The sequence below is a fragment of the Mycolicibacterium sphagni genome (assembly GCF_002250655.1).
GTDB lineage: Bacteria > Actinomycetota > Actinomycetes > Mycobacteriales > Mycobacteriaceae > Mycobacterium > Mycobacterium sphagni.
Window position 1 is genome coordinate 162564 of record NZ_NOZR01000007.1, and the last position, 26586, is coordinate 189149.

General features: G+C 63.8%; 25 protein-coding genes. 16 read left to right on the forward strand and 9 right to left on the reverse strand.

From position 1 onward, the window contains the following. Window positions 1–240: 240 nt before the first annotated feature. From CG716_RS10790 to CG716_RS10810, 5 genes are read right to left on the reverse strand one after another with little or no spacing between them, the layout of a single operon-like run. The gene (locus CG716_RS10790; protein ID WP_094479273.1) at window positions 241–660 is read right to left on the reverse strand and encodes a SufE family protein; all 420 of its coding nucleotides are present in this window, start codon (window positions 658–660) and stop codon (window positions 241–243) included. After that, the gene (locus CG716_RS10795) at window positions 657–1553 is read right to left on the reverse strand and encodes a sulfurtransferase (RefSeq protein ID WP_094479275.1); all 897 of its coding nucleotides are present in this window, start codon (window positions 1551–1553) and stop codon (window positions 657–659) included. Before CG716_RS10795 ends, CG716_RS10790 begins: the two co-directional genes overlap by 4 nt. Before the next feature lie 20 nt (window positions 1554–1573). Continuing rightward, window positions 1574–2215 carry a Maf family protein gene (locus CG716_RS10800; RefSeq protein ID WP_094479277.1) on the reverse strand — a complete coding sequence of 214 codons (642 nt, stop codon included), beginning with the start codon at window positions 2213–2215 and terminating at the stop codon, window positions 1574–1576. Continuing rightward, the gene (locus tag CG716_RS10805; RefSeq protein WP_094479279.1) at window positions 2212–2490 is read right to left on the reverse strand and encodes an acyl-CoA carboxylase epsilon subunit; all 279 of its coding nucleotides are present in this window, start codon (window positions 2488–2490) and stop codon (window positions 2212–2214) included. The genes CG716_RS10800 and CG716_RS10805 overlap by 4 nt, the downstream gene beginning before the upstream one ends. A gap of 16 nt (window positions 2491–2506) precedes the next feature. Next, window positions 2507–4135, reverse strand: coding sequence for an acyl-CoA carboxylase subunit beta (locus tag CG716_RS10810; RefSeq protein WP_094479281.1), 1629 nt, complete (start codon window positions 4133–4135; stop codon window positions 2507–2509). 558 nt (window positions 4136–4693) lie between these two features. Here CG716_RS10810 and CG716_RS10815 point away from each other — a divergent pair. From CG716_RS10815 to CG716_RS10830, 4 genes are read left to right on the forward strand one after another with little or no spacing between them, the layout of a single operon-like run. Continuing rightward, window positions 4694–5941 carry a class I SAM-dependent methyltransferase gene (locus tag CG716_RS10815; RefSeq protein ID WP_094479283.1) on the forward strand — a complete coding sequence of 416 codons (1248 nt, stop codon included), beginning with the start codon at window positions 4694–4696 and terminating at the stop codon, window positions 5939–5941. Between the two features lie 5 nt (window positions 5942–5946). Then, complete coding sequence (locus tag CG716_RS10820) at window positions 5947–6729, forward strand: sugar phosphate nucleotidyltransferase (protein ID WP_094479285.1); 783 nt, start codon at window positions 5947–5949, stop codon at window positions 6727–6729. Then, window positions 6722–7372 carry a PIG-L deacetylase family protein gene (locus tag CG716_RS10825; protein ID WP_094479287.1) on the forward strand — a complete coding sequence of 217 codons (651 nt, stop codon included), beginning with the start codon at window positions 6722–6724 and terminating at the stop codon, window positions 7370–7372. Before CG716_RS10820 ends, CG716_RS10825 begins: the two co-directional genes overlap by 8 nt. Further along, entirely contained in the window at window positions 7373–8413 is a 1041-nt protein-coding gene (locus CG716_RS10830; RefSeq protein WP_094479289.1) for an NAD-dependent epimerase/dehydratase family protein, read from the forward strand. Here CG716_RS10830 and CG716_RS10835 read toward each other — a convergent pair. Next, window positions 8331–8951 (reverse strand): dTDP-4-dehydrorhamnose 3,5-epimerase family protein, encoded by a 621-nt coding sequence (locus tag CG716_RS10835; protein WP_094479291.1) that lies wholly within the window; start codon window positions 8949–8951, stop codon window positions 8331–8333. The two genes, CG716_RS10830 and CG716_RS10835, sit on opposite strands and share 83 nt — an antisense overlap. A gap of 14 nt (window positions 8952–8965) precedes the next feature. Here CG716_RS10835 and CG716_RS10840 point away from each other — a divergent pair, with 14 nt between their 5' ends. From CG716_RS10840 to CG716_RS10865, 6 genes are all read left to right on the forward strand, one after another. Then, window positions 8966–10096, forward strand: a complete 1131-nt coding sequence (locus tag CG716_RS10840) for a transferase (RefSeq protein ID WP_094479293.1) — start codon at window positions 8966–8968, stop codon at window positions 10094–10096. Window positions 10097–10455: 359 nt separating this feature from the next. After that, the gene (locus tag CG716_RS10845) at window positions 10456–11319 is read left to right on the forward strand and encodes a glycosyltransferase family 2 protein (RefSeq protein WP_094479295.1); all 864 of its coding nucleotides are present in this window, start codon (window positions 10456–10458) and stop codon (window positions 11317–11319) included. A gap of 81 nt (window positions 11320–11400) precedes the next feature. Then, window positions 11401–12258, forward strand: coding sequence for a glycosyltransferase (locus CG716_RS10850; RefSeq protein WP_234817807.1), 858 nt, complete (start codon window positions 11401–11403; stop codon window positions 12256–12258). Then, a complete protein-coding gene (locus tag CG716_RS10855; protein WP_094479442.1) occupies window positions 12243–13232 on the forward strand; it encodes a glycosyltransferase family 2 protein in 990 nt (329 codons plus the stop codon). Before CG716_RS10850 ends, CG716_RS10855 begins: the two co-directional genes overlap by 16 nt. Beyond that, a complete protein-coding gene (locus tag CG716_RS10860) occupies window positions 13229–14548 on the forward strand; it encodes a glycosyltransferase family 2 protein (protein WP_234817795.1) in 1320 nt (439 codons plus the stop codon). The genes CG716_RS10855 and CG716_RS10860 overlap by 4 nt, the downstream gene beginning before the upstream one ends. Next, complete coding sequence (locus tag CG716_RS10865) at window positions 14545–15876, forward strand: lipopolysaccharide biosynthesis protein (protein WP_234817796.1); 1332 nt, start codon at window positions 14545–14547, stop codon at window positions 15874–15876. Before CG716_RS10860 ends, CG716_RS10865 begins: the two co-directional genes overlap by 4 nt. Window positions 15877–15939: 63 nt before the next feature. Here the strand turns inward: CG716_RS10865 and CG716_RS10870 are convergent, their stop codons facing one another. Beyond that, window positions 15940–17556 (reverse strand): GMC oxidoreductase, encoded by a 1617-nt coding sequence (locus tag CG716_RS10870; RefSeq protein WP_094479301.1) that lies wholly within the window; start codon window positions 17554–17556, stop codon window positions 15940–15942. Between the two features lie 414 nt (window positions 17557–17970). On the opposite strand from CG716_RS10870, the gene CG716_RS10875 reads away from it, so the two are divergent. Continuing rightward, on the forward strand, window positions 17971–19191 hold the full coding sequence (locus tag CG716_RS10875) for an alkane 1-monooxygenase (RefSeq protein ID WP_094479303.1): 1221 nt from the start codon (window positions 17971–17973) through the stop codon (window positions 19189–19191). Window positions 19192–19262: 71 nt separating this feature from the next. On the opposite strand, the gene CG716_RS10880 is transcribed toward CG716_RS10875, so the two are convergent. Further along, window positions 19263–19976: a glycoside hydrolase family 16 protein gene (locus tag CG716_RS10880; protein ID WP_234817797.1), complete on the reverse strand. Its 714-nt coding sequence runs from the start codon at window positions 19974–19976 to the stop codon at window positions 19263–19265. A 675-nt stretch (window positions 19977–20651) separates the two neighbouring features. Here CG716_RS10880 and CG716_RS10885 point away from each other — a divergent pair. From CG716_RS10885 to CG716_RS10905, 5 genes are all read left to right on the forward strand, one after another. Beyond that, on the forward strand, window positions 20652–21881 hold the full coding sequence (locus CG716_RS10885) for a carbohydrate-binding domain-containing protein (protein WP_094479306.1): 1230 nt from the start codon (window positions 20652–20654) through the stop codon (window positions 21879–21881). A 39-nt stretch (window positions 21882–21920) separates the two neighbouring features. Beyond that, window positions 21921–24197 carry a hypothetical protein gene (locus CG716_RS10890; RefSeq protein ID WP_133066915.1) on the forward strand — a complete coding sequence of 759 codons (2277 nt, stop codon included), beginning with the start codon at window positions 21921–21923 and terminating at the stop codon, window positions 24195–24197. Next, window positions 24194–24388, forward strand: a complete 195-nt coding sequence (locus tag CG716_RS10895) for a hypothetical protein (protein ID WP_094479309.1) — start codon at window positions 24194–24196, stop codon at window positions 24386–24388. Before CG716_RS10890 ends, CG716_RS10895 begins: the two co-directional genes overlap by 4 nt. 200 nt (window positions 24389–24588) lie before the next feature. Next, complete coding sequence (locus CG716_RS10900) at window positions 24589–25419, forward strand: zinc ribbon domain-containing protein (protein WP_094479311.1); 831 nt, start codon at window positions 24589–24591, stop codon at window positions 25417–25419. A 13-nt stretch (window positions 25420–25432) separates the two neighbouring features. Beyond that, entirely contained in the window at window positions 25433–25951 is a 519-nt protein-coding gene (locus CG716_RS10905) for a PH domain-containing protein (RefSeq protein WP_094479313.1), read from the forward strand. Here the strand turns inward: CG716_RS10905 and CG716_RS10910 are convergent. After that, window positions 25906–26556: a GtrA family protein gene (locus CG716_RS10910; protein ID WP_094479315.1), complete on the reverse strand. Its 651-nt coding sequence runs from the start codon at window positions 26554–26556 to the stop codon at window positions 25906–25908. The two genes, CG716_RS10905 and CG716_RS10910, sit on opposite strands and share 46 nt — an antisense overlap. Window positions 26557–26586: the final 30 nt, after the last annotated feature.

A 26586-nucleotide genomic window follows, 5' to 3' on the forward strand; every position in this document is an offset into this window, starting at 1 on the left:
TGCCGCGCCGACGGGCGCTACCGTGGCGAGGCACTTGGGCAGATTACCTGACGCGAAGATCCACATGAGTTGAGTTCGGGGGCGAGTGGCACGGTCAGGACGCCTGGTCAAGGGTTAAGCGATCGCGGCATTGGGTGTCGGCCTGCGCCGTTGATGGGACACGGACTTTGACGTAACCAGGCCCGCGCAGCGCGGATGAATGACCTCCACGGCGGCGCCCGCCAGGCTGCACTGGTGTTGCTAAACCGCGGCCCGCAGACGGCGTTTGATCCGCGCCAGCATCGCCGACATGCCGCGCAGTCGCAGCGGGCTGATCAGTGCCGCCAAACCCAACTCGGAGTAGAAATCGTCCGGCACGGCCAAGATGTCGGCTTTCGACTGACGGTCGAGCCCGGCAGCCAGGATCGAGGCGAAACCACGGGTGGTCGGCGCTTCGGCCGGCGCGCTGAAGAACAGCCGGACGTGATCGGTGTCCGAGGCGTCGACATGCAGGAAGAGTGGCGACTGGCATTCCGGCACCGGCTCCATGGCCGCCTGTTCAAGGCCGGCGGGCAGCGGCGGCAGCTCGTCGGCGAACTCCAGTAGGAGCTTGAGCTTGTCCTGGCCCTGCACGTCGCCGAAGTCGGAAACGACCTCGGCCAGCGGCGCGGGCATGGTCATGACGACCCGGGCGCTGATCCGGGTTCGGCGCCGGCGACGATCGGCACCCGTACGGTGTTGCCCCACTCCGTCCACGAACCGTCGTAATTGCGCACGCCGGGGATGCCCAGCAGATAGGTCAGGACGAACCAGGTGTGGCTGGACCGCTCACCGATACGGCAGTAGGCGATGATGTCGTCGCCGGGCTTCACGAACGAGTAGACCTCTTCCAATTCGGCCCGGTTACGAAACCGTCCGCTGTCATCGGCGGCCTTGGCCCACGGCACCGACACCGCGGACGGGATGTGGCCGCCGCGCAACGCACCCTCTTCCGGGTAGTCCGGCATATGGGTGCGTTCGCCCGTGTACTCCTGGGGTGAGCGCACATCGATCAACGTCGAATGGCCAAGGGAGGCAAGCACATCGTCCTTGTAGGCCCGGATTGCCGTATCGTTTCGCTCGACGACCGGGTACCCCGTACCGGTCTTGGTCGGCACGTCGAGTGCGGTGTCGCGGCCGTCGGAGATCCACAAATCCCGCCCGCCGTTGAGCAGTCGCACATCCTGATGGCCGAAGAGCGTGAACACCCACAACGCGTAGGCGGCCCACCAATTGCTCTTGTCGCCGTAGATGACGACAGTGTCGTCGCGGGAGATGCCCTTGCGGTTCATCAGCGCGGCGAACTGCTCACCGCTGATGTAGTCACGCACGTGCGGATCGTTGAGGTCGGTGTGCCAGTCGACCTTGACCGCGCCGGGGATGTGGCCGATGTCGTAGAGCAACACGTCTTCGTCGGACTCCACGATGGCCAGTCCGGGGGTGCCCAGGTGTGCCGACAGCCAGTCGGCGGTCACCAGGCGCTCGGGGTGGGCGTAGTCCTTGAGGACGGGGCTGGGATCTGCGGGAAGCGGCACGACGACGAGCCTACCGCTGATCAGCGGACCGGATTAGCCGCCCAGAGATCGGCGATCGACAGCCCGACGTCCGAGAACAGTCGATGCGTCACCGACAGTCCGAGGCCGATCACATTGGACGGGTCGCCGTCGATTCCCTCGACGAACCAGCCGCCCAGCCCGTCGAGGGTGAACGCACCGGCGACCTGAAGCGGCTCGCCGCTGGCCAGGTAGGCGGCCAAGTCTGTGGGGGTGGGGGTGCCGAACCGCACCCGGGTCACCTCCGCCTGCGTTGCGGTGTGCACGGCTGCGCCGTGCAGTCCGCGGATGACGCAGTGCCCGGTGTAGAGCAGTCCGTCCCGTCCGGCCATCGAATCCCATTGTCGCGCAGCCTGTTCGGGAGTTCCAGGTTTGCCGGACAGGCGACCGTCGATGTAGAGCATCGAATCACAGCCGATGACAACGCAATCCGCGGCGACGTCGCCATCCAGGACCTTGTGCACCGCATCGGCCTTGGCTTGGGCCAAGGCGCTGACCACGTGGCCGGGTTCGGCTTCGGGACCGAGGTGAGCAACGATCGCGTCTTCGTCGACACCCGACACAACGACCGACGGGTCGATACCGGCGCTGCGCAATACCCGCAGCCGAGCCGGCGAGGCGGAGCCCAGAACGACCCGCGTCATCTGCGCAAGTGCAGCCGTTCCAGCAGCGTGACCCGCTGCCAGCTGGAGATTCCGTAGCGCAGCTTGTCGACCGGATGGCCCCACAGGTTGAGCTCCTGCGGGCCCGGCACGGGCGTGCCACCGCTCGCGGCGGCCAGGACGGTGACCAGAGCGGCGATGTCCTCGTCGCTCGGATTGCCCTTCTCGATACGGATTTCGGGCGCCAGCGGCTCCGGGTTGTCCAGCGTGATGTCCCGCGGATCGCTGAGCTCTGTGATGTCCTCGTGCTTGCTCACAGGCGGAAGCCTTTCATCACAGCGGAATGTTCCCGTGCTTCTTCGGCGGCACCTGAGCGATCTTGCGCTCCAAGAGTCGCAGCGCGGTGGAGATGTAGCCACGGGTGTGCGACGGCGGGATCACCGCGTCGACGTAGCCGCGCTCGGCGGCGATGTACGGGTTCACCAATGTGTCTTCGTAGGTCTGCTGCAATTCGAGGCGCAAGGCATCAACGTCCTTGCCCTCGCTGGCCGCGTCGTGGAGGTCCTTGCGGTACACGAATCCGACCGCGCCCGAGGCGCCCATGACCGCGATCTGGGCCGTCGGCCAGGCAATGTTGACGTCGCAACCCATGTCCTTGGAACCCATGACGCAATACGCGCCGCCGTAGGCCTTGCGGGTGATGACCGTAACCTTGGCGACGGTGGCCTCGCCGTAGGCGTAGAGCAGCTTGGCGCCGCGCCTAATGATGCCGTTGTACTCCTGCTCGGTGCCGGGCAGGAAGCCCGGCACGTCGACCAGCATCACGATCGGGATGTTGAAGCAGTCGCAGGTGCGCACGAACCGGGCCGCCTTCTCGGACGCGTTGATGTCCAGGCAGCCGGCGAACTGGGTCGGCTGGTTGGCGACGATACCGACAGGGCGGCCGTCGATCCGGCCGAAGCCGACGATGATGTTCTGCGCGTAACCCGCCTGCACCTCGAGGAACTCGTCCTCGTCGAGGATCCGGGTGATCACCTCGTGCATGTCGTACGGCTGGTTTGGCGAGTCCGGAATCAGCGTATCCAGTTCGAGGTCTTCGTCGGTGAGATTGTCCTCGATGGCGCCCGCGTGCGGCGGCGCCGGGTAACGCGGCGGCTCGGCGTAGTTGTTCGGCGGCAGGTAGCTCAGCAGGTCGCGGACGTAATCCAGGGCGTCCTGCTCACCGGAGGCGACGTAGTGCACCGTGCCCGACTTGGCCATGTGGGTGTGGGCGCCGCCCAGATCCTCCATGGTCACGTCTTCACCCGTGACGGTCTTGATGACGTCGGGTCCGGTGATGAACATCTGGCTGGTCTGGTCGACCATGATGACGAAGTCGGTCAGTGCGGGGGAGTAGACGTGACCGCCGGCGGCGGCGCCCATGATCAGCGAGATCTGCGGGATGACGCCGGAGGCCTTGATGTTGTTGTGGAAGATTCGGCTGTAGAGGCCGAGCGAGACCACACCCTCTTGGATGCGGGCGCCGGCGCCGTCGTTGATGCCGATCAGCGGGCGACCGGTCTTGATCGCCAATTCCTGTACCTTGACGATTTTCTCGCCGTAGACCTCGCCGAGGCTGCCGCCGAAGACCGTGGCGTCCTGGCTGAAGATGCAGACTTCCCGGCCGTCGATGGTGCCGTAGCCGGTCACCACGCCGTCGCCGACCGGACGGTTCTTCTCCAGCCCGAAGTTGGTGCTGCGGTGGCGGGCCAGCGCGTCGAGCTCGACGAAAGAGCCCTCGTCCAGCAGCGCCAGGATGCGTTCGCGAGCGGTGAGCTTGCCCTTCGCGTGGACCTTCTCCACGGCAGTCTCACCAACCGGATGCAGCGATTCCTCAGCGCGCTGACGCAGATCGGCCAGCTTGCCTGCGGTGGTGTGGATGTCGATCGAGTGGCCGGCGGCCGGTTCGGTAACGCTCGTCATGGGTGTCGATGGTATCGGCCGGGCTCACGCCTTCGTTGAGTGGCCGTCGAGTGGGCGTCGAGTGGCCGTCGAGAGGACGTCGCAACGACGGGCTGCACGGTGACGGTGAGCACTACGGCGCGCGCCACCGCCGGATTCGTGGGGATCTCCCGCTAACTCCCTGTCATGATGCTGAAATCCCATCCGTGGGACACAACAACCAACGGTGCCTGGTTGCGCGAGGGGCAAAACTCACGTCATGTTGCAACTTTGGCAAATTACAAACCCTCATCCATAACTTGCCTTGAAATGCTAAGTAGTGCGGACTACGCGCGCGAAGCCAGCGCTTCAGCTAAAATCCCAACCCTGTCATTGTAATTTTGATCACACTAGGCTGTGAAGCCCTGTAGCTGTTGTCGTTTGCAGGCAAAAGTAGCTAGGGTACATCGGAGCGAACAGATCACGATTGCTTCGCCGCGATGTGAACTCTCGTCGCTGCGAAATCCGAAGTGCGCTCGGCAACTTGATGCGTTCTCGCCGTGGGGAGCGGGTGCGACGAGTGGAGAGAATCGAGGCTGCGTGCGTTGTCGTTTGTGTGGTTCATACCGGCTGGTCAGTGTCCTCGACCTCGGTGCGACGCCACCTTGTGAACGGTTCCTCCGTAGTGACGAACTCGATGCCCACGAGCCCACTTATCCGTTGCACCTGCGGCTTTGCGAGAAGTGCCTGCTCCTGCAGATCCCGGCGTTGATCACTCCCGAGGACACCTTCACCGAGTACGCGTATTACTCCTCCTACTCGGACAGTTGGGTCCAACACGCCAAGGAATTCGTGGACGACGCCGTCCAGCGGCTAGGCCTCGGATCGGAATCGTTTGTCGTCGAGGTGGCCAGCAACGACGGCTACCTGCTCCAGCACATGGTGACCGCGGGGATCGACTGTCTAGGGATCGAGCCGTCCCGCAACGTCGGGGCAGCGGCCCGCGAGCGCGGTGTGCCGACCAGGACAGATTTCCTCGACCAGGCCGTGGCGCAGGCAGTGGTCGCCGAGCGCGGGGCCGCCGACCTGGTGATTGCCAACAATGTGTACGCGCACGTTCCTGACATCGTCGGCTTCGGCCAGGCGCTGCGGACCCTGCTTGCCGACGACGGCTGGCTGAGCATCGAGGTCCACCACGCGCTGAATTTGGTCACCCTCGGTCAATTCGACACCATTTACCACGAGCATTTCCAGTACTACACCGTTCTTTCGGCGACCAGAGCGCTGGCGGTCGCCGGACTGAGCGTCGTCGACGCCGAATTGATCCCCACCCACGGCGGGTCCATCCGGTTGTGGGCGCGACCCGAAGAACTTGGGGCGCAACCTAGTTCGCGGCTCCTCGAGATCCTGCGAATGGAGGAGCTCGCGGGGCTACACGAAGTCAGCGGATACCTCAGCCTGCGGAGGCGCACCGAGGCGCTGCGCGATGAACTGTTGGGATTCCTGCTCGAGTGCAAGGCGAACAACCAGCGAGTGGTCGCTTACGGCGCGCCCGGCAAGGGCAACACCCTGCTCAACTATTGCGGCATCCGCAGCGACCTCGTGGAGTACGCCGTCGATCGCAATCCCTACAAGCACGGCCGGTTCACTCCGGGCACCCGCATTCCCATCCGGGAGCCCGCGGCGATCACCGAGGACCGCCCGGACGTCGTATTGGTATTGCCGTGGAATCTTGAAACCGAGCTGACCAGTCAACTGTCCTATGTCGCGGATTGGGGCGGCCGGCTGGTCTACCCGCTGCCGACCTTGCGCGCGGTGAGCTGGCAACCCGAAGCCGTGAGGAGCTAAGCCGGATGAAAGTCGTCTTGTTCTGCGGCGGGTACGGCATGAGGATGCGCAACTCGGTCCACGACGACATCCCCAAACCGATGCAGATGGTCGGGCCGCGACCATTGTTGTGGCATGTGATGCGCTACTACGCGCATTTCGGACACAAGGAATTCATACTCTGCCTCGGTTACGGCGCCTCCCACATCAAGGACTTCTTCCTGGAGTACCGGGAGACGGCGTCGAACGACTTCGTCATGCGTGACGGCCAGGTTCACTTGCTGGACAACGACATCAGTGACTGGACGATCACGTTTGTCGACACCGGGTTGGAGTCACCAATCGGTGAGCGGCTGCGGCGGGTGCGTGACTACCTTGACGGCGACGAATACTTCCTGGCCAACTACGCCGACGTGCTCACCGACGCGCACCTGGACGACGTCGTGGACCGATTCCATGCTTCCGGGGCCGCGGCGTCCATGATGCTGGTTCCCCCGCAGCAGTCGTTCCACTGCGTCGAGGTGAAGGACTCCGGTGAGGTCAAGGAGATCATTCCTGTCGCCGACTTGCAGGTCTGGGTCAACGGCGGCTTCTTCGTGCTCACCCAGGAGATCTTCGACTACCTACCGCCGGGAGGGGACCTGGTAGGCGACGCGTGTGAAGTGCTCGCGGGGCAAGGTCGGCTGTTCGGCTACCGGCACACCGGATTTTGGAAGCCGGCCGACACGTTCAAGGAGCGAGCCGAACTCGACGACGGGTATCGCCACGGCAACCGCCCGTGGGCGTTGTGGGAGTTATCGCATGCGTGAACTGTCCACCGGTGCGGTGAGCGAGATCGCGGTAGTGGGTGCCCACTGCGACGACATCGCGATCGGGATGGGCGGTACGTTGCTGTCTCTGTGCGCGGACAACGCCGGTCTTCGGGTGCACGCGCTGGTCCTGTCCGGCGGCGGTACCGAGCGCGAAGCAGAGGAACGGGCAGCTCTCGATGCTTTTTGCCGGGGGGCCTCACTGAACGTGACCGTGTTGAACCTTCCGGATGGTCGGGCGCCGGCACACTGGGAGGCGGTGAAGATGGCGTTGCATGATTTTCGTCAAACATGCGATCCAGCAATTGTTTTCGGTCCCCAGCGACACGATGCGCACCAAGATCATCGGTTGCTCGCCGAGCTGGTGCCAACAGAATTCCGCGACCACATCAATCTCGGCTACGAAATTTTGAAATGGGAGACGGACACTCCACAGCCGAATGTGTTCGTCCCGCTGGCATTCGGAGTCGCTGAAGAGAAGGCTCGGTTGCTGTGCAAGTACTACCAGTCGCAGGTAATGCACGACTGGTTCGACGAAGAGGCGTTTCTGGGCTTGACGCGCTTGCGCGGGGTGCAGTGCCGCAGTCGGCATGCAGAGGCGTTCACGGCTGAAAAGATCTCTCTCAGGCTCGGGGGCTGCTGAATGCGCGTACTCGTCACCGGGCATCAAGGTTACCTCGGCACCGTGATGGTGCCGATCCTGCGTGAAGCGGGACACAGCGTAATCGGCTTGGACACTGGATATTTCGCCGATTGCGTGCTCGGCCCGGCTCCTGTGGATCCGCCGCAGCTCGGCGACGGTGGCCCCGTAGACCTTCGCGATATGACCGCCGAACAACTGCACGGGGTGGAGGCGGTCGTTCATCTGGCGGCACTGTCGAATGACCCGCTCGGCGATCTCGCCCCCGACGTCACCTACGAGATCAACCACCGCGCATCGGTGCGGCTGGCCCAAGCCGCCAAGGAAGCCGGCGTGTCGCGTTTTCTCTATGCGTCGACCTGCTCGGTCTACGGTTCGGCTGGCGACGGTCTGGTCGACGAGGATGCGCCCCTGCGCCCATTGACTCCATACGCGGAGAGCAAGGTCTGGGTGGAGGATGATCTCGCTGCGCTCGCCGATACCGATTTCGTGCCCGTATTCCTCAGGAATGCAACGGCTTTCGGATTTTCGCCGCGGCTGCGCGCTGACATCGTACTGAACAACCTCGTGGGCCATGCGGTGCTCAGCGGCACGGTCAAAGTGCTGTCCGACGGCACTCCGTGGCGGCCCTTGGTCCACGCTGAGGACATCGCCCGGGCGTTCGCCCTGTGCTTGGCCGCGCCAGCGGAGGCCATCCGGTGTGAGGCGTTCAACATCGGCACCGAGGCCAACAACGTCACGGTGGCCGAGATCGCCGGCGCGGTGACCGAGGTCGTTCCCGGGGCGCAGCTGCGCATTACCGGTGAAACCGGTTCGGATCCGCGTTCCTACCGGGTCGATTTCACCAAGGCGCGTGAGCGCCTCGGGTATCAGGCGCAGTGGTCGGTCGCCGACGGTGCTGCCGAGCTGTACTCCAAGTACACCGCTTACGGCCTGACCGAAGCCGCTTTCAACACCGAGTTCACGCGGTTGACGCGTCTGAAGGCCCTGCGTCAATCGGGCGTGCTCGACGCGGCGATGTCTCGGGGAGGCCGAGTTGGCTGACCAGTTGACGCCAGCTGCCGGCGGAGCGGTCGCGCGCCGAGACTGCTGTGGCCGGAAGCGGCCAGGCGATGTCGAGTTCGGCGTCGTCGAAAGCGACCGCCAGATCTTCGCTCGGATCATGCGGGCGATTGATCCGGTAACAGACATCTGCGGTCGGCGTCAGGGCCTGAAAGCCGTGCAGAAATCCTTGGGGCACGTAGAGGTGCAGAAAATCTGCATCATCAAGCCGGACGGACAGCTGATAGCCGAAGGTCGGCGAGTCGGGCCTGATGTCGACGATGACATCATGTACCGCTCCATTCGCGCAGCGGACGAGCTTGGCCTCGCCCTGTCCCGAGCGGCCGTGCATCCCGCGAATGGCGCCCTGAATGGACCGGGATTGCGAGTCCTGGAGGAACGACGCGCTGAATCCGGGTGTGTCGAGGAAGTCATCGAAGATGTCGGCGTCGAAGGTTCGCGTGAAGAGGCCGCGTTCGTCACGGAACGGCTGGGGAACGAGCAGGACTGCGCCGGCGACTCCGGTTTGTCTGATCCGCACGGAGCCATGCTGCCATGAGTCGCTGTAGAGGATGCCGAAGTCGGTCTTTGACCCGGGTGCTGGAGCTGGGTTGCGTACCGGCGCAGGACTTCTTCCCCGAGGCCAGCAGTCCCGTTCTGCCGGAGGAGTCGTCGCACCCGCTGGCGATGAATATCTGCGTGGACTGCGGTTTGGCGCAATTGGCCGAAGACGACACGGTGACCGACGAACCGCGGGCAGTTGAGCCCCTGGCCCTGCGACGCCAGGCCGCCGATGCCGTGAACCGTGTTGCTGCTGCCCACTGGTTGCGCGGATCCACGGTGCGTGAGTTCGGTAGTCCGCACGGGGGCAGCTGGCTACCGATGCTCGCCGAGCGGGGATTCGTCCAGGCCGAGGTAGCCGATGTTGTTCTGGATTGCTTCGGATTGATGCACGAGCCAGACCAGCAAAGCGCCTTCGCCAGGCGGGCCGCCGCGACGGCTGAGGGGGGTGTGCTCCTTGTGCAGTACCACTCCTTGGCGACGATCGTCGCCAAGGAGCAGTGGAACTGCCTGCGGCACGGCCACTACGGCTACTACTCGACCACCGCGATGCTCGCTCAATTGGAACGGGCGGGAATGAGCGCGGTCGATGCGTGGACATTCGACCTGTACGGCGGCACGGTGCTGTTGGCCGCGTCGCACGGGCAAATGCGCCCGCCCGAATCGGTGCGCCGGCTCCTGGTGGACGAGGCAGGGATCACTGACCCGGCATTCGTCCGGACTTTGCAGCACGCGGCCGACTGCCACTGCCGGGCGCTGCGTGGGTGGCTCGAGCGGCAAGCCCGTAAGGGGAGCCGGGTCTATGGCTACGGTGCTGCATCACGTGCGGTCGCGCTGTTCGCGCTCGCGGGCATCGACCGCAGCCTCATCACGGCGGTCGCAGATGCGTCCCGCTCAAAGCAGGGTCGCAGGATGCCCGGCACCGATATCCCGATTATCGCGCCCGAGGAATTGATCGCAGCTGATCCCGACCGGGTCGTGCTCACCCTGCCCGATTTGCTCCCGGAGGTTTCGGACGCCTACCCCGAACTCGCCGGACGGTGGGTCAGTGACGAGTGTTTCACCTCCGGCGACGCGCCCAATGAATCATTGTTCGGTGCTACGCCAGCAAACATTCGGACATGACAGTTACTCGTTCGATCGATGATGGAGCGGCCGCGCGGCTCGGCCACGCTGGGGCCGCTTCGGCAGCGCTGGACCGCCGAGCTGGCGATGGTCGGTGGTTCAGTCATAAACCGAATGCATATCGAGCATTTTGGTTGCCACGCGACGACGCCCGAAAAGCCGTTCTGGTTGCCAAGCCGGAATCCCGAGAAACCCCGTTGGCCGTCCGTCAGGCAAAAGTGTCGACTATTTCACAACGCGTGGTGATGCGAATTTGGCGAATTTTTGTTAGTTTGCCAACACGACTTGATGCCGTACGGGCGGAGAGGTGCGCCTCGGGGGAGCGCGACAGCGTTGTAAGTCAAGAGGAGACCTGATCCATGAGCAATGTTGTCGGCATCTGGGACGTGATGTCGCATCCTGTGCGGCGACCGAAGATCTCGGTCGTCATTCCCGCGCTGAACGAGGAGCGCAATCTCGCTTATCTCGCCTCTCGGTTGCCTCACGACATCGATGAGGTCGTGTTCGTCGACGGAGGCTCGCTGGACAACACCGCAGCGGTGGCCCGCGAACTGTGGCCCAGCGGCGTCCACCTCGAGCAGACCCGCAAGGGAAAGGGAAACGCCCTGGCATGTGGTTTCGCCGCTGCTTCCGGCGACATCATCGTCATGATCGACGCCGACGGCAGCACCGATCCTGCGGAGATTCCACGCTTCGTCGGGGCGCTGATCTCGGGGAAGGACTTCGCCAAAGGCTCACGCTTCGTGCAGGGTGGCGGGAGCAGCGACATCACCCGCCTCCGGCGCATCGGCAACTGGGGACTCAACGCGCTGGTCAACACATTATTCGCGACCAAGTACACCGACTTGTGCTACGGGTACAACGCATTTTGGAGTGACTGCCTCGAGGTGATGGACTTACCCGATCTGGAGATCGAACGCCCGCAATGGGGGGACGGCTTCGAGATCGAGTCGTTGATCAACGTCCGGGTAGCCGCCAGCGGGATGCAGATTGCCGAGGTGAGCAGCTTCGAGCTCGATCGGATCCACGGTGCCAGCAACTTGAACGCCGTCAAAGATGGTCTGCGGATCTTGTGGACAATTTTGCAGGAGTTCCGGCAGGCGCGTCGACGTGGTTGGAAGCGGGGCGCTCACGGGCGCAGCCTCAACGTCACGGCCGGCTCGCGGTATCTATTGGACGCCGAGCTGCAGGGTGAGTCTCTGCCAGATGTGCGACACGCTTGAAGCCAGGGGTGATCGATTGTGGGGAAAGCCATCTCGTCAGAGACGGAAGTCGCGCAAGGGGTAGAGCTTGCGAGACCGAAAGTGTCTCTGTGTATCCCAGCCTTTCAGGCCGGGCGTTTCTTACGCGCGACTATCGACAGCGTGTTGGCGCAGGATTTCTCTGACATGGAGATCGTCGTCGTCGACAACAACAGCACCGACGAAACGCGACTGATCCTCGACGAAATCACCGACAGCCGCGTTCGAGTGATCACCAACCGCACCACCTTGCCGGCCGAGGACAACCACAACCTTGCGGTGAAGCTGAGCCGCGGGGAGTTCGTCAAGGTCATCAGTGCTGACGACACCCTGCGACGCAATTGCGTCGCCGCGCAGGCGGCGGTGCTGGAGAGCAATCCGGACATCGCACTGGTGGCCAGCCGGACCGATTTCATCGACGACGCGGGCGCACTGTTGTTTGCGGCCAGGGGCCTGCGGGGCATCCTCGGGCGCCAAACTGGCGAACAGGTGATCCGCAGGATCGTACGCAGCGCCAAGAACCCCGTCGGAGCGCCCGTCTCAGTCATGTTCCGGCGCGCCGACTTCGACCGATGTGGTGGCTTCCGCGGGCCCTCCCTCTTCACGCTGGACATGGATCTGTGGACCCGGCTGTTGCGGATTGGTCACTTCTACGGCATGCCGGAGACCCTGGCGGCGTATCGGATCCAGGGTGGCTCGCTGACAGCCTCGATATCCGCGCGCACCCAACTGGCCCAGCAAGACAGCCTTACCCGCAGGATCGTCGATGATCCCTACTGGAGGGTTCCTCACGTCGACCGGCTGGTCGGCAAAATCAACCGTTACGACGTTCTTCTCAAGCGGACGGTGCTGTTCAAATTGAGTAGTCTTCGTGCATTCCGGCAGCGGCTGCGACTTGGGTGGCGATGGCACACGAACTGAGTCTCTCGTCAACTGAGCGAACCTCGGCAGCCGCGGCTGCCGAGGTGCTCTCCGTGGTGATTTGTGCCTACACCCCGGCACGGTGGCTGTGGCTTCGCGAAGCGGTGGAGTCGGTGCTGGCTGGCAGCCGCACCCCAGTGGAGTTGATCATCGTGATTGACCACTGTGATGAACTCCTGGCTTTGGTTGGGCAACACTTCCACTCGGATGATCGGGTTCAGGTGATACCCAACCGCGATGTCCGCGGGTTGTCGGGAGCTCGTAACACCGGTGTTCGCGCCGCGGGCGGTGAAGTGGTCGCGTTCCTCGACGACGACGCGGCCGCAGAGCCGGGCTGGGCTGACAAATTGATGAGCCACTATCGAGACGGCACCGTCGTGGGCGTCGGCGGATACGCCCGCCCGGTGTGGCCGGATGCTCGGCCGGCCTGGCTGCCAACGGAATTCGATTGGGTCGTCGGCTGCAGCTATACCGGCCAACCGACTCGACTTGCCCAGGTACGCAATCCAATCGGGTGCAACATGTCACTGCGCCGCTCGCTCGTCGATAAAGTCGGTGGATTCCGATCGGAAGTGGGCCGGGTCGGAGCCACTCCAGTGGGCTGCGAAGAGACCGAACTTTTCATCCGTGTCCGGGCGCACGAGGCCTCAAACCAGGTCCTGTTCGATCCGGATATCCGCGTCAAGCATCATGTTTCCGAAGATCGCACGACCCTTCGATACTTCGTTCGTCGGTGCTACCACGAGGGCTTGTCGAAGGCCGTCGTCACCGAACTCGCAGGGGCCGCAGACGGATTGAGCAGCGAACGTTCCTATGTCAGCCGTGTGCTGCCGATGGCGGTGGTGCGGGAGTTGATGTCGATGACATGGGATGGGCTGACCCGTGCTGCGGTGATCTGCCTGGGTCTGGCGGCAACCACGATCGGTTTCGTTCGGGCCAAGTTCCGCCGTCGCTTGTTCAGGAGGGCAACGTGAGCGGCACTGACTTCCCTTGTTTGACTCTTGCTCCGGTCCTGCACAACCCGATGCCGCCGAGCTGGAGCGGTGCTATCTGGATCGGCGAAGTGTGGCTCGACGCGGTCGATTCCGCCAGCCAGGCCAGCGTCAGCTCGGGGAGGCCCGCGGTGTGCCGCCTGCAGAACGCTGAAGGTTTCTCGCGTGCACGCCTGCTAGTGCGTGGCCGGGAACGGGCGGTCGGATTCGTCGATCTTGCCGTCAACGACAGTGAGGTCGCGTTCAGCGATCTGCGGGATCAAGTTGTTGCCCAACAGTATTCACTAACCCGATCGGTGTCGGCTCAGGCCAAGACCGGTCCGACAGAAGTCGCACACGTCACGGTAATTGTGTGCACCCGTGATCGTACCGACATGCTCAAATCCGCACTGGCATCAATCCTTGCCTCGAACCATCCCGATTTCGGTGTGCTCGTTGTCGACAATGCGCCGAGCAGTGACGCCACGCGCGAGTTCGTCACCGGCCTCGCCGACCCGCGGGTGCGATTGATAACCGAACCGGTACCGGGTCTCTCGCGAGCCAGGAACGCCGGTTTGCTGGCAGCCACCGCGGACGTCGTGGCCTTCGTCGACGACGACGTCGTCGTGGACCGGGACTGGCTGAACATCCTTGTCAGGGGCTTTGGCTACGGCGACTCTGTGGCGTGTGTGTCCGGCATGGTGCCCGCCGGCGAACTGCGGACACCGGCGCAGGCGTATTTCGAGAATCGGGTCAGCTGGTCTGAGTCGGCCGACGTGCGGGTCTTCGAATGGTCGCAGGCGCCCAAGGACGTCCCGCTGTTTCCGTTCGAGGTCCGACACTACGGAACCGGCGCCAACTTTGCCGTCGACCGACGCGTCGCGCTGAGCGTCGGAGGCTTTGACGAACGTCTCGGTGCGGGCACGCCTGCCAGCGGTGGTGAAGACATCGATATGTTCTTCCGGATCCTGCGCTCGGGCCGGCAGCTCGTCAACGAACCCGCGGCGATCGCCTGGCATCGGCATCGCTCGACGGCCGACGACCTGCGTGCGCAAACGCGCGGCTACGGCCTGGGTTTGGGAGCTTGGCTGGCTAAGGTCGCCTCGGATCCGGCAATGGCGATGCTTGCGGCGAAGACTGTTGTCCGTCAGGGATCGGCGTTGGTTCGTCATCTGCGGTCGGCGTCCCAAAGCGCCACGCCATCTGCTGCGGTGGCGGATGATCTGCCGCAGGATATCGGCAACGGAACGTGGCGTTACGTACTCAAGGGGATCTGGGCGTACCTAGTCACGCCACGCGTGCGGGGCGCTGGGTCGTGACTGCCAGCGATCTCGCATCCCCAGAGCAGGCCGGGGAGTCGGCGGCGCCCGCTGCTGGGCGCAACATGACGGTCAATTCTGTTTCACTCATCATCTCCAGTCTCCTGACCGGAGTCCTGGGTCTGGTTTTCTGGGGTGCGGCCGGCCGGCTATATCCGGCAAGCGAGGTCGGTGTGGCGGCCGCGTTGATCACCTCGGCCCTGATGTTGTCCATGCTGTCGATGCTGAGCATCGACACCATCTACGAACGGTTCCTGCCGCTGGCCGGCGAGCGCGCCGGCTCCCTGATCAAGTGGGGCTACCTGATTGTGGCCGGTACGGCCCTCCTCGCTGGGGCGGCACTGGTGGCGTTCGGCCCACGTGAGGAACTCTTCGAGTCCAAATGGGCAATGTTCTGCTATCCGCTGCTGGTCATGGTGCTGGCGGTTTTCACCCTCCTGGACAAGACCGCGGTCGGCCTCGGGGTGACGAAGTGGTCGGCTGTGAAGAATCTGGTCCATGCCATCGCGAAACTGGCGATCCTGTTCTGCCTGGTATGGACGGGCAGCGGAGCCTCGATCGTGCTGGCGTGGGGTGCGACCGCAGCCGTCGGAACCCTGTTCGTGCTGGCTGCGATGCGTCGCCGGTGGCGGACCCACGAGCAGTTCCGCCAGAGCGCTGAACTTCCGGTCCGCTCCCAACTGCTGTCCTATGTCGGCTCGTCCTTCGGGATCACGAGCCTGTGGATCATCGGGCCGCTGGTCGTACCGCTGATCATCGTCAGCCGGTTCGGCGCGGCGTCAAACGCGCACTTCGCCGTGACCTGGGCGATCATCAATGCGCTCTACTTCGCGGTCCACCTGGTCATGAGTCCGTTCGTCGCCGAGGTGGCAACCCACCCCGGCAGGGTTGCGGCGCTCTCCACCCGGATGGTCCAGATGATGGTGGTGGTGTCTGTCGCCGGCGCGTTGGGACTGGTCCTGGTCGGGCCGTTCGTGCTCGGCATGATCGGGGCTGACTACCGGGCACAGGGGAGCGGATTGCTCACTCTGGCAGCGGTCTTCGTGCCGCTCTCCGCGATAAGCGCGATCTACGAGGGTTTCGCCCGAGTGCGTCGCAAACTCAAGCTGATGGTCGTAACCCGCTGCATTTCCGCGGTGACCGTGGTCGCGGGGACGCTGCTGATAACACCGCATCTCGGCTTGGTCGGTGTCGGCTGGGCATACCTTACGGCCGAGGCGATCCCGGCGGTGATGTTGCTACCGTTGGTGATCGGCTGGCTTCGACACGTCCGCGTCGACGCGACGGCGGCTGGCTTGGCTGGCGGAAGTAGACCGACGGTCACCTGAGTGCATCGGTGATCGGCGGCACGGGCAGGTCGAAACGCGATGACTGGCAGGCGCGCATCGGCATCACCGACGGTTTTGCAGAATGGCTTCGATATTGCGTTCGGCGAGTGCGGTGATCGACAGGAACGGATTGCAGCCCAGGTAACCGGGGAGCAGTGACGCGTCATTGACGTACAGCTTGTCGTAGTGCCTGACTCTTCCGTACAGGTCGGTCGCGATCCCGCGGACACAGCCACCCATCGGGTGAACGGTGTTGGGGGCAAACACGTTCCCGTTGAACAGGTCGTCCCGGTAGCCCACCCCATTGGTGCGGGTGATCTTGTCGAAGACCGCTCCGGCCCGTTGGATTAGATGATCGGTGTAGTGCTGAGGCCAGTCGATGTCGACGGAGTCCGCACTGGGGTCATAGCTGATCTCGGCCCGGTCCGCGGTCTTGACCATGACGTAGTAGCCCAGCGCGTGGGTCTCGACGGGAAGCGGGATAGCGAAGATGCTCGCATAGACGGGGTTGTCCGGGTCGTCCCGGCCGTCGACGTTGATCAGGCCCATCAGAGACTGGTCGGTGCCGGCCGGGTCCTCGTCCTTGAGCATGTGTCCGACCATGATGTCACCGTTGTTGCCGTATCCCCGGCCGACGTCCTCACTTAAGTCGGGCAGCGCGCCCGTCTCCCTGGCCCGCAACAGCAGTTTGGTCGTACCCAGCACCCCGGCAGCGAGATAGAGCTGATCGCAACCGATCTCGTCGCGGTGCAGTTCTTTTCCCCACCGGTCGATCTCACGGGTGGAGACGACCCACTCTCCTGACGGTTCGCGGCGGATGTCGGTCACCTCGGTGAGCGCCTTGAGGGTGACTCTGCCAGTGGCCAGCGCCGTCCTGAGGTATGTCTGATCGACGCTGCCCACCCGTCCGTAGTTGTTGCCGTACTGCTGCTCGAAGTTGAGCGCCGAACGCGGAACCTCGCCCGCCTCCTCCCGCCGGAGATAGTCGAACGAATAGGCGCTGCCGTTGTAGTCCACGCCGTAACCGGCCGCGGCGGCATACTGGCGCCCAACCCGGGCGAACTGCATGCACGGCGTCTGCTCGAACCATCCCATGTCGCGGTAGCTGATCTGAAGCATGGTCCTGGCGCGTCCGATGTACGTGCCGAGGAACTCAGTCGGGTCGATGTCCGGGAAGGCCTCGCGCACCTGCTTGGGCGTCGGCACGGCTGCGATGGCGGCGTTGATCATCGATCCACCGCCCACGCAGGCTCCGCGAAATACGGTGTGGGCGCCGAAGTCGGTCTTTTCGCAAATTCCCGCTTGAACCGGTTCCGGGGAGGCGACGTGCTCGGCGACCGCCTCGATGGAGACGCCCTGGAACGACGGCACCAGACTGGGCGCGACAGCGCTGAACCAGCCGGCTCGGGTGTCGGGAGGCAGCATCCGGGTGAACCGCTTGCCGTCGTAGTCTGGGGTATCCCAGAGTCTGCCGCGCTCCAGGATCAACGTGTCCACCCCGGCCTGGCCGAGGCGCAGAGCCGACACACCCCCGCCATAACCGCTGCCGATGACGATGGCCGAGTAGTGCGACCGGTGGGCGGGCCGCCGATCCATAGTGAGCTGTGCCAGCGCGGCGGCGCCGGCGCCGCCGCCGATCGCCATGACACCCAGGAAATGCCTTCGGGAAATGGCCGTCATGGTGCTCGCCTGGCGCGCGCAACTCTCCCCAGCGCCGTTTCTGGCGGAGTTGGGAGTTCCACGCGTCTCCTTACGTCGACCGCCCAGCCCCCGCCGACTCGGCGGCACCAGCGGGGGGCAGACGGGGCTTTAGGACCGTTGCTCATCGTATGAAAGCAAATTGCATCCGTCTAATGCTGGCGATCCGGAAGTGATGTCGAACTCATGGCGTCGGCATCCAAATCCAATAGCTCCTCGCCGCCTGGGAAACTGCAGCGGGGCTGCGCCTCTTCGGCGCTTCTTGGCTAGTTGCTGGAAATGTCGCGGTGGGAGGGACGGCGCCGTCCCGCGCATTCAGGTGATGACGGCGACACGCACGTACGGCAATGGAACTTGAGTTTGCAGTATGGGCCCTTGGCGGGTAAATAAAGAGCTATGCCTTCAGTTGCCCCCGCCAACGGCTGGCTGAACGAGCGCAGTAGCACCGCGGCGCCGCACTGGCGCGATCCGAAGCGTCATCTCTGGCTACTAGGGACGATCGTGCCGGGACTCGTCGGTCTGTCCTGGCTGGGTGCCGATCTGACCGGCGAGGGGGCGTTCTGGTGGTGCGGCGCGCTAATCACGTTCGTGGTCATGCCGGCCATGGACCATCTGGTAGGCGCCGATTCGGACGGCCCGTCCGACGATTCCTTAGCCTGGCTGGAAGCCGACCCCTTCTATCGTTGGGCGACATACCTTTATCTGCCCTGCCAATACCTGTCGCTGGTGTTTGCCTGCTGGCTCTGGGCGGGCGGTGGCTGGCTGACGATGGGCCCGTGGGACAAGGTCGGCCTGATGATCACGGTCGGATTCGTCGGGGGCTGCGCCATCAACGTTGCCCACCAACTCGGCCACACTCGAGCGGGCTCTGAACGGCGACTCGCCAAGATCGCTCTTGCCCAGAGCTGCTACGGGCACTTCTTCGTGGAGCACAACCGCGGTCACCATGTCCGCGTCGCCACGCCGGAAGACCCGGCAAGCTCACGTCTCGGGGAGAGTCTTTATGCGTTCATTCCGCGGTCGGTCGTGGGCAGCGCCGTCTCGGCGTGGCGTATCGAGGCGCGACGGTTGGCTCGCCGAGGCCGCTCTCGGTGGACGCTGCGCAATGGCGTGCTCAACGCATGGGTGATGAGCGCCGCGCTCTTCTCGGGTCTCGTGCTCTGGTTCGGAGCGGCGGTGCTTCCTTGGTTGTTGGGGCAGGCGATTGTGGGTGTGTGTCTGCTGGAGACGGTGAACTACATGGAGCATTACGGGCTGCGAAGGCAAAAGCTGCCCAACGGCCGTTACGAACAGGTACGGCCCGAGCACAGTTGGAACAGCGACACAATGGTCGCCAATGTCTTCCTCTTTCACCTACAGCGACATTCCGACCATCACGCCAACCCGTTGCGGCCCTACCAAGCGCTGCGCCATCGCGCGGAGGCGCCTCAGCTGCCTGCGGGTTACGGCAGCATGATGCTCATCGCTCTGATCCCGCCGTTGTGGCGGCGGATCATGGATTATCGCGTGCTAAGACATTACGGCGGCGACATCCGCTTGGCGGGGCTGAGCCGGCGCGCAGAGGCCGCTTACACCAAGCGAGGTCCGGCGATCACCACGTCGGCAGGCTGGCAATAGGCCGTCGCGCGAGGATGTTTGGGGCTTTCCGTGTGGGACGGGCACTTTCGGGTCTTTACACAATCCGAGCTCTAGAGGGAGTATTGGCGAACCCAATCGACCGCCATATTGGCGCCACCGCCGAGGTCATCGCCGAAATTGTCCAGTTGGATGCACAGATGCATCGGTCCAGGCGGTAGATGTGCGGGGTCGGTGGTCTCCCACCACTGAACGCCATCGACGAACATTGCGATCCGCTCGGGTGTCCACTCGACCGCCCAGCTATGCCACTGGGTTGAATCCACATTCACCAAACCCGATTCGCGCTCGTCGTCCGGGCCGTAGTGCAGCCAGCCTTCGACCGATTGCCGGGTCGGATCGGCGATCTCCATGAAGTCGACTTCGCCACCGACGGGCCAATTCTCTGCGTCTGGCCACAGCAGCAGGAGCGCGTGATATCCCGGACCCGACGGCGAAGACTTCACACACGCCTCCCACCGACCGTGCAGTTGCCCGGGTAACCAAGCCATACCGCCAGAATTCCCTTCGGCGTCTCCGGTGATGTTCAGCTTTCCGTCGGCCACCGACACCGCAGCCGGCGTGCGACGACCGTTGTCATTGTGGCCGGGCCCGTCGTAAATCGACCACTCACCCAGTGTCGCAGGGTCAGCGAATGAGTCGGTGCGACTGGGTTCGCCCCAACCATAGGCGGCCGCAGCGGTGTGGGGGCACCCGCCGTTGCCGGTATCGGCATCGGCGATCGAGTGCAGGTGAGCGGCTGATGCGACGGTCAACCCCAACGTCACTGACGTAGCACCGATCAACGAAATCGCAACGCGGCAGGCGCGTGATATTCGGACGGGCATGTGCTTCCTTGGTCACTCGAATCCGCGATATCGACCAAGGTCTGGAAACACCGGTCGCGGCGGCGAATACAGCCAGTCTACCGAACGCTCGCCTGATCCAGTCGGGCTACTGCGCGGGCTTCCCGCCTCGCCGCAGGCTGACCATCCATCGCTGCACGAAGCCCGTTGGGACTTCTCGGCGGTAGCGGTCGCATCCGCACAGGCCACAGTCCGTCCCGCGTCGGTAATGGTCATGCGCCGGACGGTCGTGCCCACATCTGCAGTTCCGGTGTTGCATACAACTCGAACCATACTCGGCCACCGGAATCAGTACCCCAATCCGTTCCTCGGGACCGGCCGTATCTCGCGGCGACGTGACGGCTGAATTCGACCTCATATTCCGGTCCCTTGTTTGTACCGAGCTCGTTCGCAGTGCAATCACGGAGAGAACTGCCCTGCTGTCTTCATACGGATGCGGTGCACATATCGTGCGGCTTCGGACCGGCCGTGTAACCCACCACGAATGAGTTGTTACCAAAGTGATAAGTGAGCACTGTGTGAAGAATGGTGTTGCTGAGAATATTGTGACTTTGCCTGCCCTCGAGTTGAAGGTGCCTTATATCGCGATGGAGCCACATGTTCCGGTCCTGCTCGGCAATTGTCTCGGCAGTCGCAGTCGCGTGGGGTGGGGTTCTGGTCGTGGTGGCACCGCCGGCCCGAGCTGCTGCCGTTACCGCCATCGATGCGGAGTCGATGTCCGTCACGGCAGGTAAGGGGACCACGGTCTACTCCGACGCGACGGCATCGGGAGGCAAAGCTATCGCCCTGACCGGTGCGGTGACCATCGCCACCACGCTGACCATTCCGGATTCGGTCCGGGTGGTGGTTCGGGCCAAGGCGCAGCAGTGTTTTGGCGCCCCGATAGGAAGGGTGTCGGTCGATGGGGTCAACGTCGGCACGAGCTCGGTCACAGCGTCCGTGTGGACCGATTACACCGCTACCGCGCCGATCGCGGCGGGCTCCCACACGATCGGAGTCTCGCTCACCAACCCGTTGTGGCTCGGCTGCTCACGAGTGCTCTACGTCGACACCGTCAGCATCGTGGCGGCCTCGGCGAGCACCAGCCCCGACATTCTGACCACCGCGCCGGTGGCGAATCTTCCTGGCTGGACGCACATCTTCGCCGACGACTTCACCCTCGACGCCGCGCTGGGTAGTTGGGCCAACCCGTCGGACCCGAACAAAGTCGTCTATGTGGGCGCAAACGGTCAGCAGTGGCTCACTTATCCGCAGACCTACACCGACACCTATCAACACCGTCCGTATCGTGCCGATCAGGTGCTCAGTGTGTCCAACGGCGTTTTGGACTTCTATCTGCACAACGTCAACGGCCAGCCGGCCGGCGCCAACCCGTCGCCAGTCCTGCCCAACGGCACCCAATATCAGACGTATGGCCGCTACTCGGCTCGACTGAAAGTCGACACCCCGACGCTGAGCGAATACCACATTGCATTCCTGCTATGGCCCCAATCCGAGCTGTGGCCCAACGATGGTGAAGAGGACTTCCCGGAAGGAGCACTGTCGTCCACATCGAACGCTTATGCCCACTACGCTCGGGCGGCGGGCGGCCAGGACGGCGTCAATACCGGCGTGGCATTCACCGGCTGGCACGTCTACACCGTCGAATGGCTACCGGGCCACGTCCGGTTCTACCTCGATGACGTCCTCGTGCTCGACAGCACCAAGTACGTCCCGAGCAAGCCGATGCGCTGGCAACTGCAAGTCGAAACCGACGGGAACGGGACCGACAGCGGACATCTGCAGGTCGACTGGGTTTCGATCTGGTCCTATGCGGGTGCTTCGTGATGTCAGAACCCGTAACAGCTAATCGGTAGGCTGAACCCAGTGTTACTTCGCCTCGAAAGTTCCCCGGCGCCGCCGGGGGGATCGAGGGCGCGTGCGGCAAGGCAACTTCTTGCCAGCCGGGAACTACCGGTCTGGGCGCCGCTCGTCATCGCCGCGTCGGTTTTGGTGATTTTCGCCTCGTACACGGTCACCGTGCTCTCGGCCTTCGGCGCCGCGGGCGTGTTGCCCCCGGCGGTCCGTGCGGTCGTCGGCGTGCTCGCGGTGCTGACAATGCCCGGTCTTCCCATCGCCGCGCTGCTGCGTATGCCGACCAACGGAGTCTTCACAAGTGTTGCGGTCTCGGTGTCGCTGGCTGTCAATGTGCTTCTGGCCCAATTGAATTATGCGGGATCTCTGCACCAGCCGTATCTGGTGCAGTACACCGTGCTGGCGGCCGGCGGCGTGGCGACTGGCGTCCTCACGCTTCGATGGCATCGCGAAAACCAGGAACTCAGCCGCGCGCCGAACGCGGCCGAGGCCCGCCTCTCGGCGATGCTGCGCTGGATGCGACGCTCCGTGGCGTCAACCGGCAATCGCGGGATCAGCGTGAGCCTGCTCCTCGTGGTGGTACTTCTGTTCTTCTCCGCGGTCCACCGGCTCAACGTGGAAACGGCGGGCAGCCTCGGGCTCATCGGCGCACTTGGACTGGACTACTTCGCCGGCATGGCGCTGCTGTGTGTGCTGCTGGTGATCGAGTACCGGCGTGCCGCCCTGGACCGCCCGGTGATAGCGGCCTCCAATGTCGTACTGATCACCTACATCACCATGCCAGTCGCGTGGTCGATGGGCACGGCGCCGTTCGTGACGGCCTATGTGCATCGCATGATCACGAACTGGATGGTGCAACTGGGCGGTCTGCCCCCGCCCGTCGACGCCAGGATAAGTTGGGCGGGGTTCTTCTCGGCAGGAGCCAACCTTGTTACCACCACTGGGCTGGACGATTCCGGGATTCTGCTCGTCAGCGCGTCGTTGGTGATGGGCGTATGCCTGATGTTTCCGGTCCACGCGGTCGGTTTGGCCATTACCGGGAGCCGGCGAATCGCCTGGTTGGGCGTGACGATGCTGATCCTGTTCAACTGGTACCAGCAGGATTACTTCGCACCGCAGGCCGTTGCGATGCAGTTCTACGCCACGATCCTCGCGGTGTTGTTCTGGCAGCTGCGGACTTCCAACGTTCCACGGATTCCCGGTGACCGGTTCAAGCGCCTGACGACCGCGTGGATGCGGGTGCCAGGCCGGGTGCCGGGGTGCGACGGGTCCTCGACTCTGGCGATGGAACTGGTGCTGGTGGTGATCCTGGCCGCCATGGTCGTGGAACACCAGCTGACACCACTGGCCTCGATCGGCGCGCTGCTGATCTTCTCGATCTGCGGGGTGACTCGCTACAACCTGCTGTGGCTAGTTGCGACCGTCCTGTTCATCGCGTGGTTCTGCTACGGGGCTTACCCCTACTGGCAGGGCCACCTCGGCCAGGTTATCGCCGACATCGGTGGCGTCGATCAGAATCTGAATTCCAGTGTGTCGGAAAAGATTACGGGCGATCCCGTCTATAGCCGTATGCAATTGCTCCGCATTGTCGCTGCCTTGGTGCTGATGGGTATGGCAGGTATAGGTTGGCTCCGATTACGCCGGATGCGGGGGAGCAGGCCTGTGCTGGCGGCCGCCGTCGCGCTGGCTCCGTTCACCCTCGTCTTGCTGCAAAGCTACGGCGGTGAGGTGGCGATTCGGGCCTTCCTGTACGCCTCGCCGGTACTCTCACCGCTGGCGGCGCTGTCGGTCATGCCGCTCTTGCGTCCGCGCACCAGTCGAAACGCGTTGCGCCGTCTGACTGCTGCGACTTCGTGGTGCGTGTTGTTCGTCCTGGCTCTGCTGGTGACGGCCAACCGCGGCCTGAACATCTCATTTGAACGAACGACGCCGCATGAGGCGGAGATCGCCGGCCAACTGGTCGACCAACTTCGCAATTCCGGGTTGGGTTATTGGGGACAAGGCGCGCTCTACGGGGTGCCGAGAACCTTCGAATTGGAGGACCGGTGCTTTGTCTCCGCCGAGAAGCTGGCTGACTGCACAGCCAAGCCCGCAGTCGATTATTTTTCGAACACCCAACAGGATGAGAATTTCATCCGCTACAGCCTCGGAGTCAGTCGCGCGACGGCGGACAAGGCGATCGATCTTCTTCGTACGGAGAAGGGTTATCAGACCGTTTACGACTCAGGCGGCATCGTGGTGCTCAAACGGCCCGAGGCTCCTTTTATCAGCTTGGGGCGTGACCGATGATCGCCATCGCGTTGTTCGTCGCCTCAGGCTTGCTGTTCCTGCTGGCCGGCTACCGGCGTGAACGGGGGATACCCGAAGGAGGGTCTCGGCGGCCCGACCACACCACCGCGTTCCTGCGGCTGCAGGCATTGTGTACGGCTATCGGTGCGGTCACGGTCGCGGTGGTCCATATGGTCACGTTCGTCTCGTAAGTCGCGCCGGCGCGACACCCGCATTAGCTGGGTCGCGGAGTAAGAGACCGACACCGCGCGTGGCGTCGGCGTATGCGCGGTTTGTTCAGGTAACTTTTTGGTTGCAGGACGGGATCAGCGACCCGCAGTAAATGGCGTGATATGCGGCCAGGCGACGTCGCTGTGTTTGCCAGAATTGTTCGGGAAGGGGCAATCAGAACATGGGTGCTCATGCCCGTGACAGCAGATCCGAGGTGATCTGTGTCAACGGCCATGAGAATCCGGACGGCAACTACTTCTGCGGCGAATGCGGTGTCCTCCTCGAGCCGGGGGTGGTCGTCTGCTTGGCCGGCCATCCCAACGCGCACTATCAACGATTCTGCGGAGAGTGTGGTGCGCCGCTGGCGGCACCATCCGACGTCGAGCCGATGGCGTCGACCGCACGCTGGTCCTTCGACCCGACCGGGCGGCACCAGTGCCGTTACTGGGACGGGATCAAATGGACCGACCGAATCGCCGATATCGGCAGCCTCGGCACTGATCCGTACAGCAAGGGGGCGGGCCGGCTGGCCGAGACGTGGGTAGGGCTGGCCGCGGGATTGGTCACCGTGGCGCTGCTCGCCGGCGCAGGCGCCGACATCTGGGTGCAGCTGTCGCGGGACGCGGCCAAACAAACTGCAACCGAACAGATTTCCGCGACTACGACGTCGACGCCTTCGGCGACCGACGCTGCCGCGACATCCTCATCGGTCGAGTCCGCGCTGCCTGCGTCGCCCTCGCAACCACCACAGGCCGTAGCCGGAACGACACTTATCGCAACTCCGTGTCAGCCCGGCAGCGGCAACGGCGTCGCCGCCGACGGTTCGGTCACCTACTGTGAGCGCCTCGCCGAAACCGACCGCTACCTGTGGTCGCTGAATCCCGGTGACATCCCCGCGCCGGACGTTGGACAGAGCGGTGATCCCGCGGTCGGCGTCTGCATGGTCCAGACCGGGCGCACCGAGGCCGACTGCATCCAGTATCTGAAGCCTCCCAGCCAAGCGGGCAACTAGGTAGGGTTCCGGCGTGGGATACCCCGAGAATGTGCTGGCCGCCAACGAGCAGGTTGTGCTCCACCGGCACCCCCACTGGAAGCGACTGGTCGGTCCGATCCTGGTGCTGCTGATCGCTACCCTCGCAGCGTCGTTCGTGGCCGCTCTCGTCAACAACACCAACTGGGATGTCACCGCCAAGAAGGTGCTCTTCGGCGTCATCGCGGCGATCTGGTTGATCCTGGTCGGCTGGCTGACCCTGTGGAAGTTCTTGAATTGGCTCACAACGCATTTCGTGATCACCGACCGGCGGGTGATGTTCCGCCACGGACTCCTGACCCGGTCGGGCATCGATATCCCGTTGGCGCGCATCAACAGTGTGGAGTTCCGGCACGGTCTGCTTGATCGCATGCTGCGCACCGGCACGCTGATCATCGAGTCGGCGAGCCAAGATCCCCTTGAATTCCACGATATTCCCCGCGTGGAACGGGTGCATTCACTGCTGTATCACGAAGTTTTCGACACCCTGGGCTCGGAGGAGTCGCCGAGCTGACGTGCGCCCCGACGGCGCCGCAGCGGGGTGACGGTGCCGCCGGCTTCGTACTCGTCCTCAAGCGCCTCGGCGATGCCGCCGCCGGTGAGGGTGGATTCCAGCGCTTTGTCGTGGGCGGGGCCGAATTCGTCGGGGAACACCCAGCGCCGGAACGCCCAGAAGCGGAACGCCATCTGCAGCAGGTTGCCCAGGACGTATGCCGAGGCGAAGTCGGCGATGTTCTCGACAGTCAGTGTCACGTGCGGAACGCGCAGTTCGAGCACATAGCTGGAGAACCACAGCGGGGCCATGCTCAGCAGCACACCGACGCCGCTGACCGCGAAGAACAGCAACGCTTCGTGGTGACGCTCGCGGCCGCCGCGGTTGCGGAAGCTCCACTCGCGGTTAAGCACGTAGGAGGCGATCACCGCGACGATGCCCGAGATCACCTTGGCGGTAACCGGCTTGGGCTCGAGGATGGTCAGTTTCAGCGTGTAGAAGATCGCGGAGTCGATGATGAACGTCGTTGCACCGACGATCGCGAACTTGATGAGCTCGTGATGCCGCTCGGCAAAGGGCCGCATCGGTCGGGGTAGCCGAGCGATCGTGGCATCTGCAAAAGACACAATCAGCAAGTCTACGGAAGTAACCGCAGG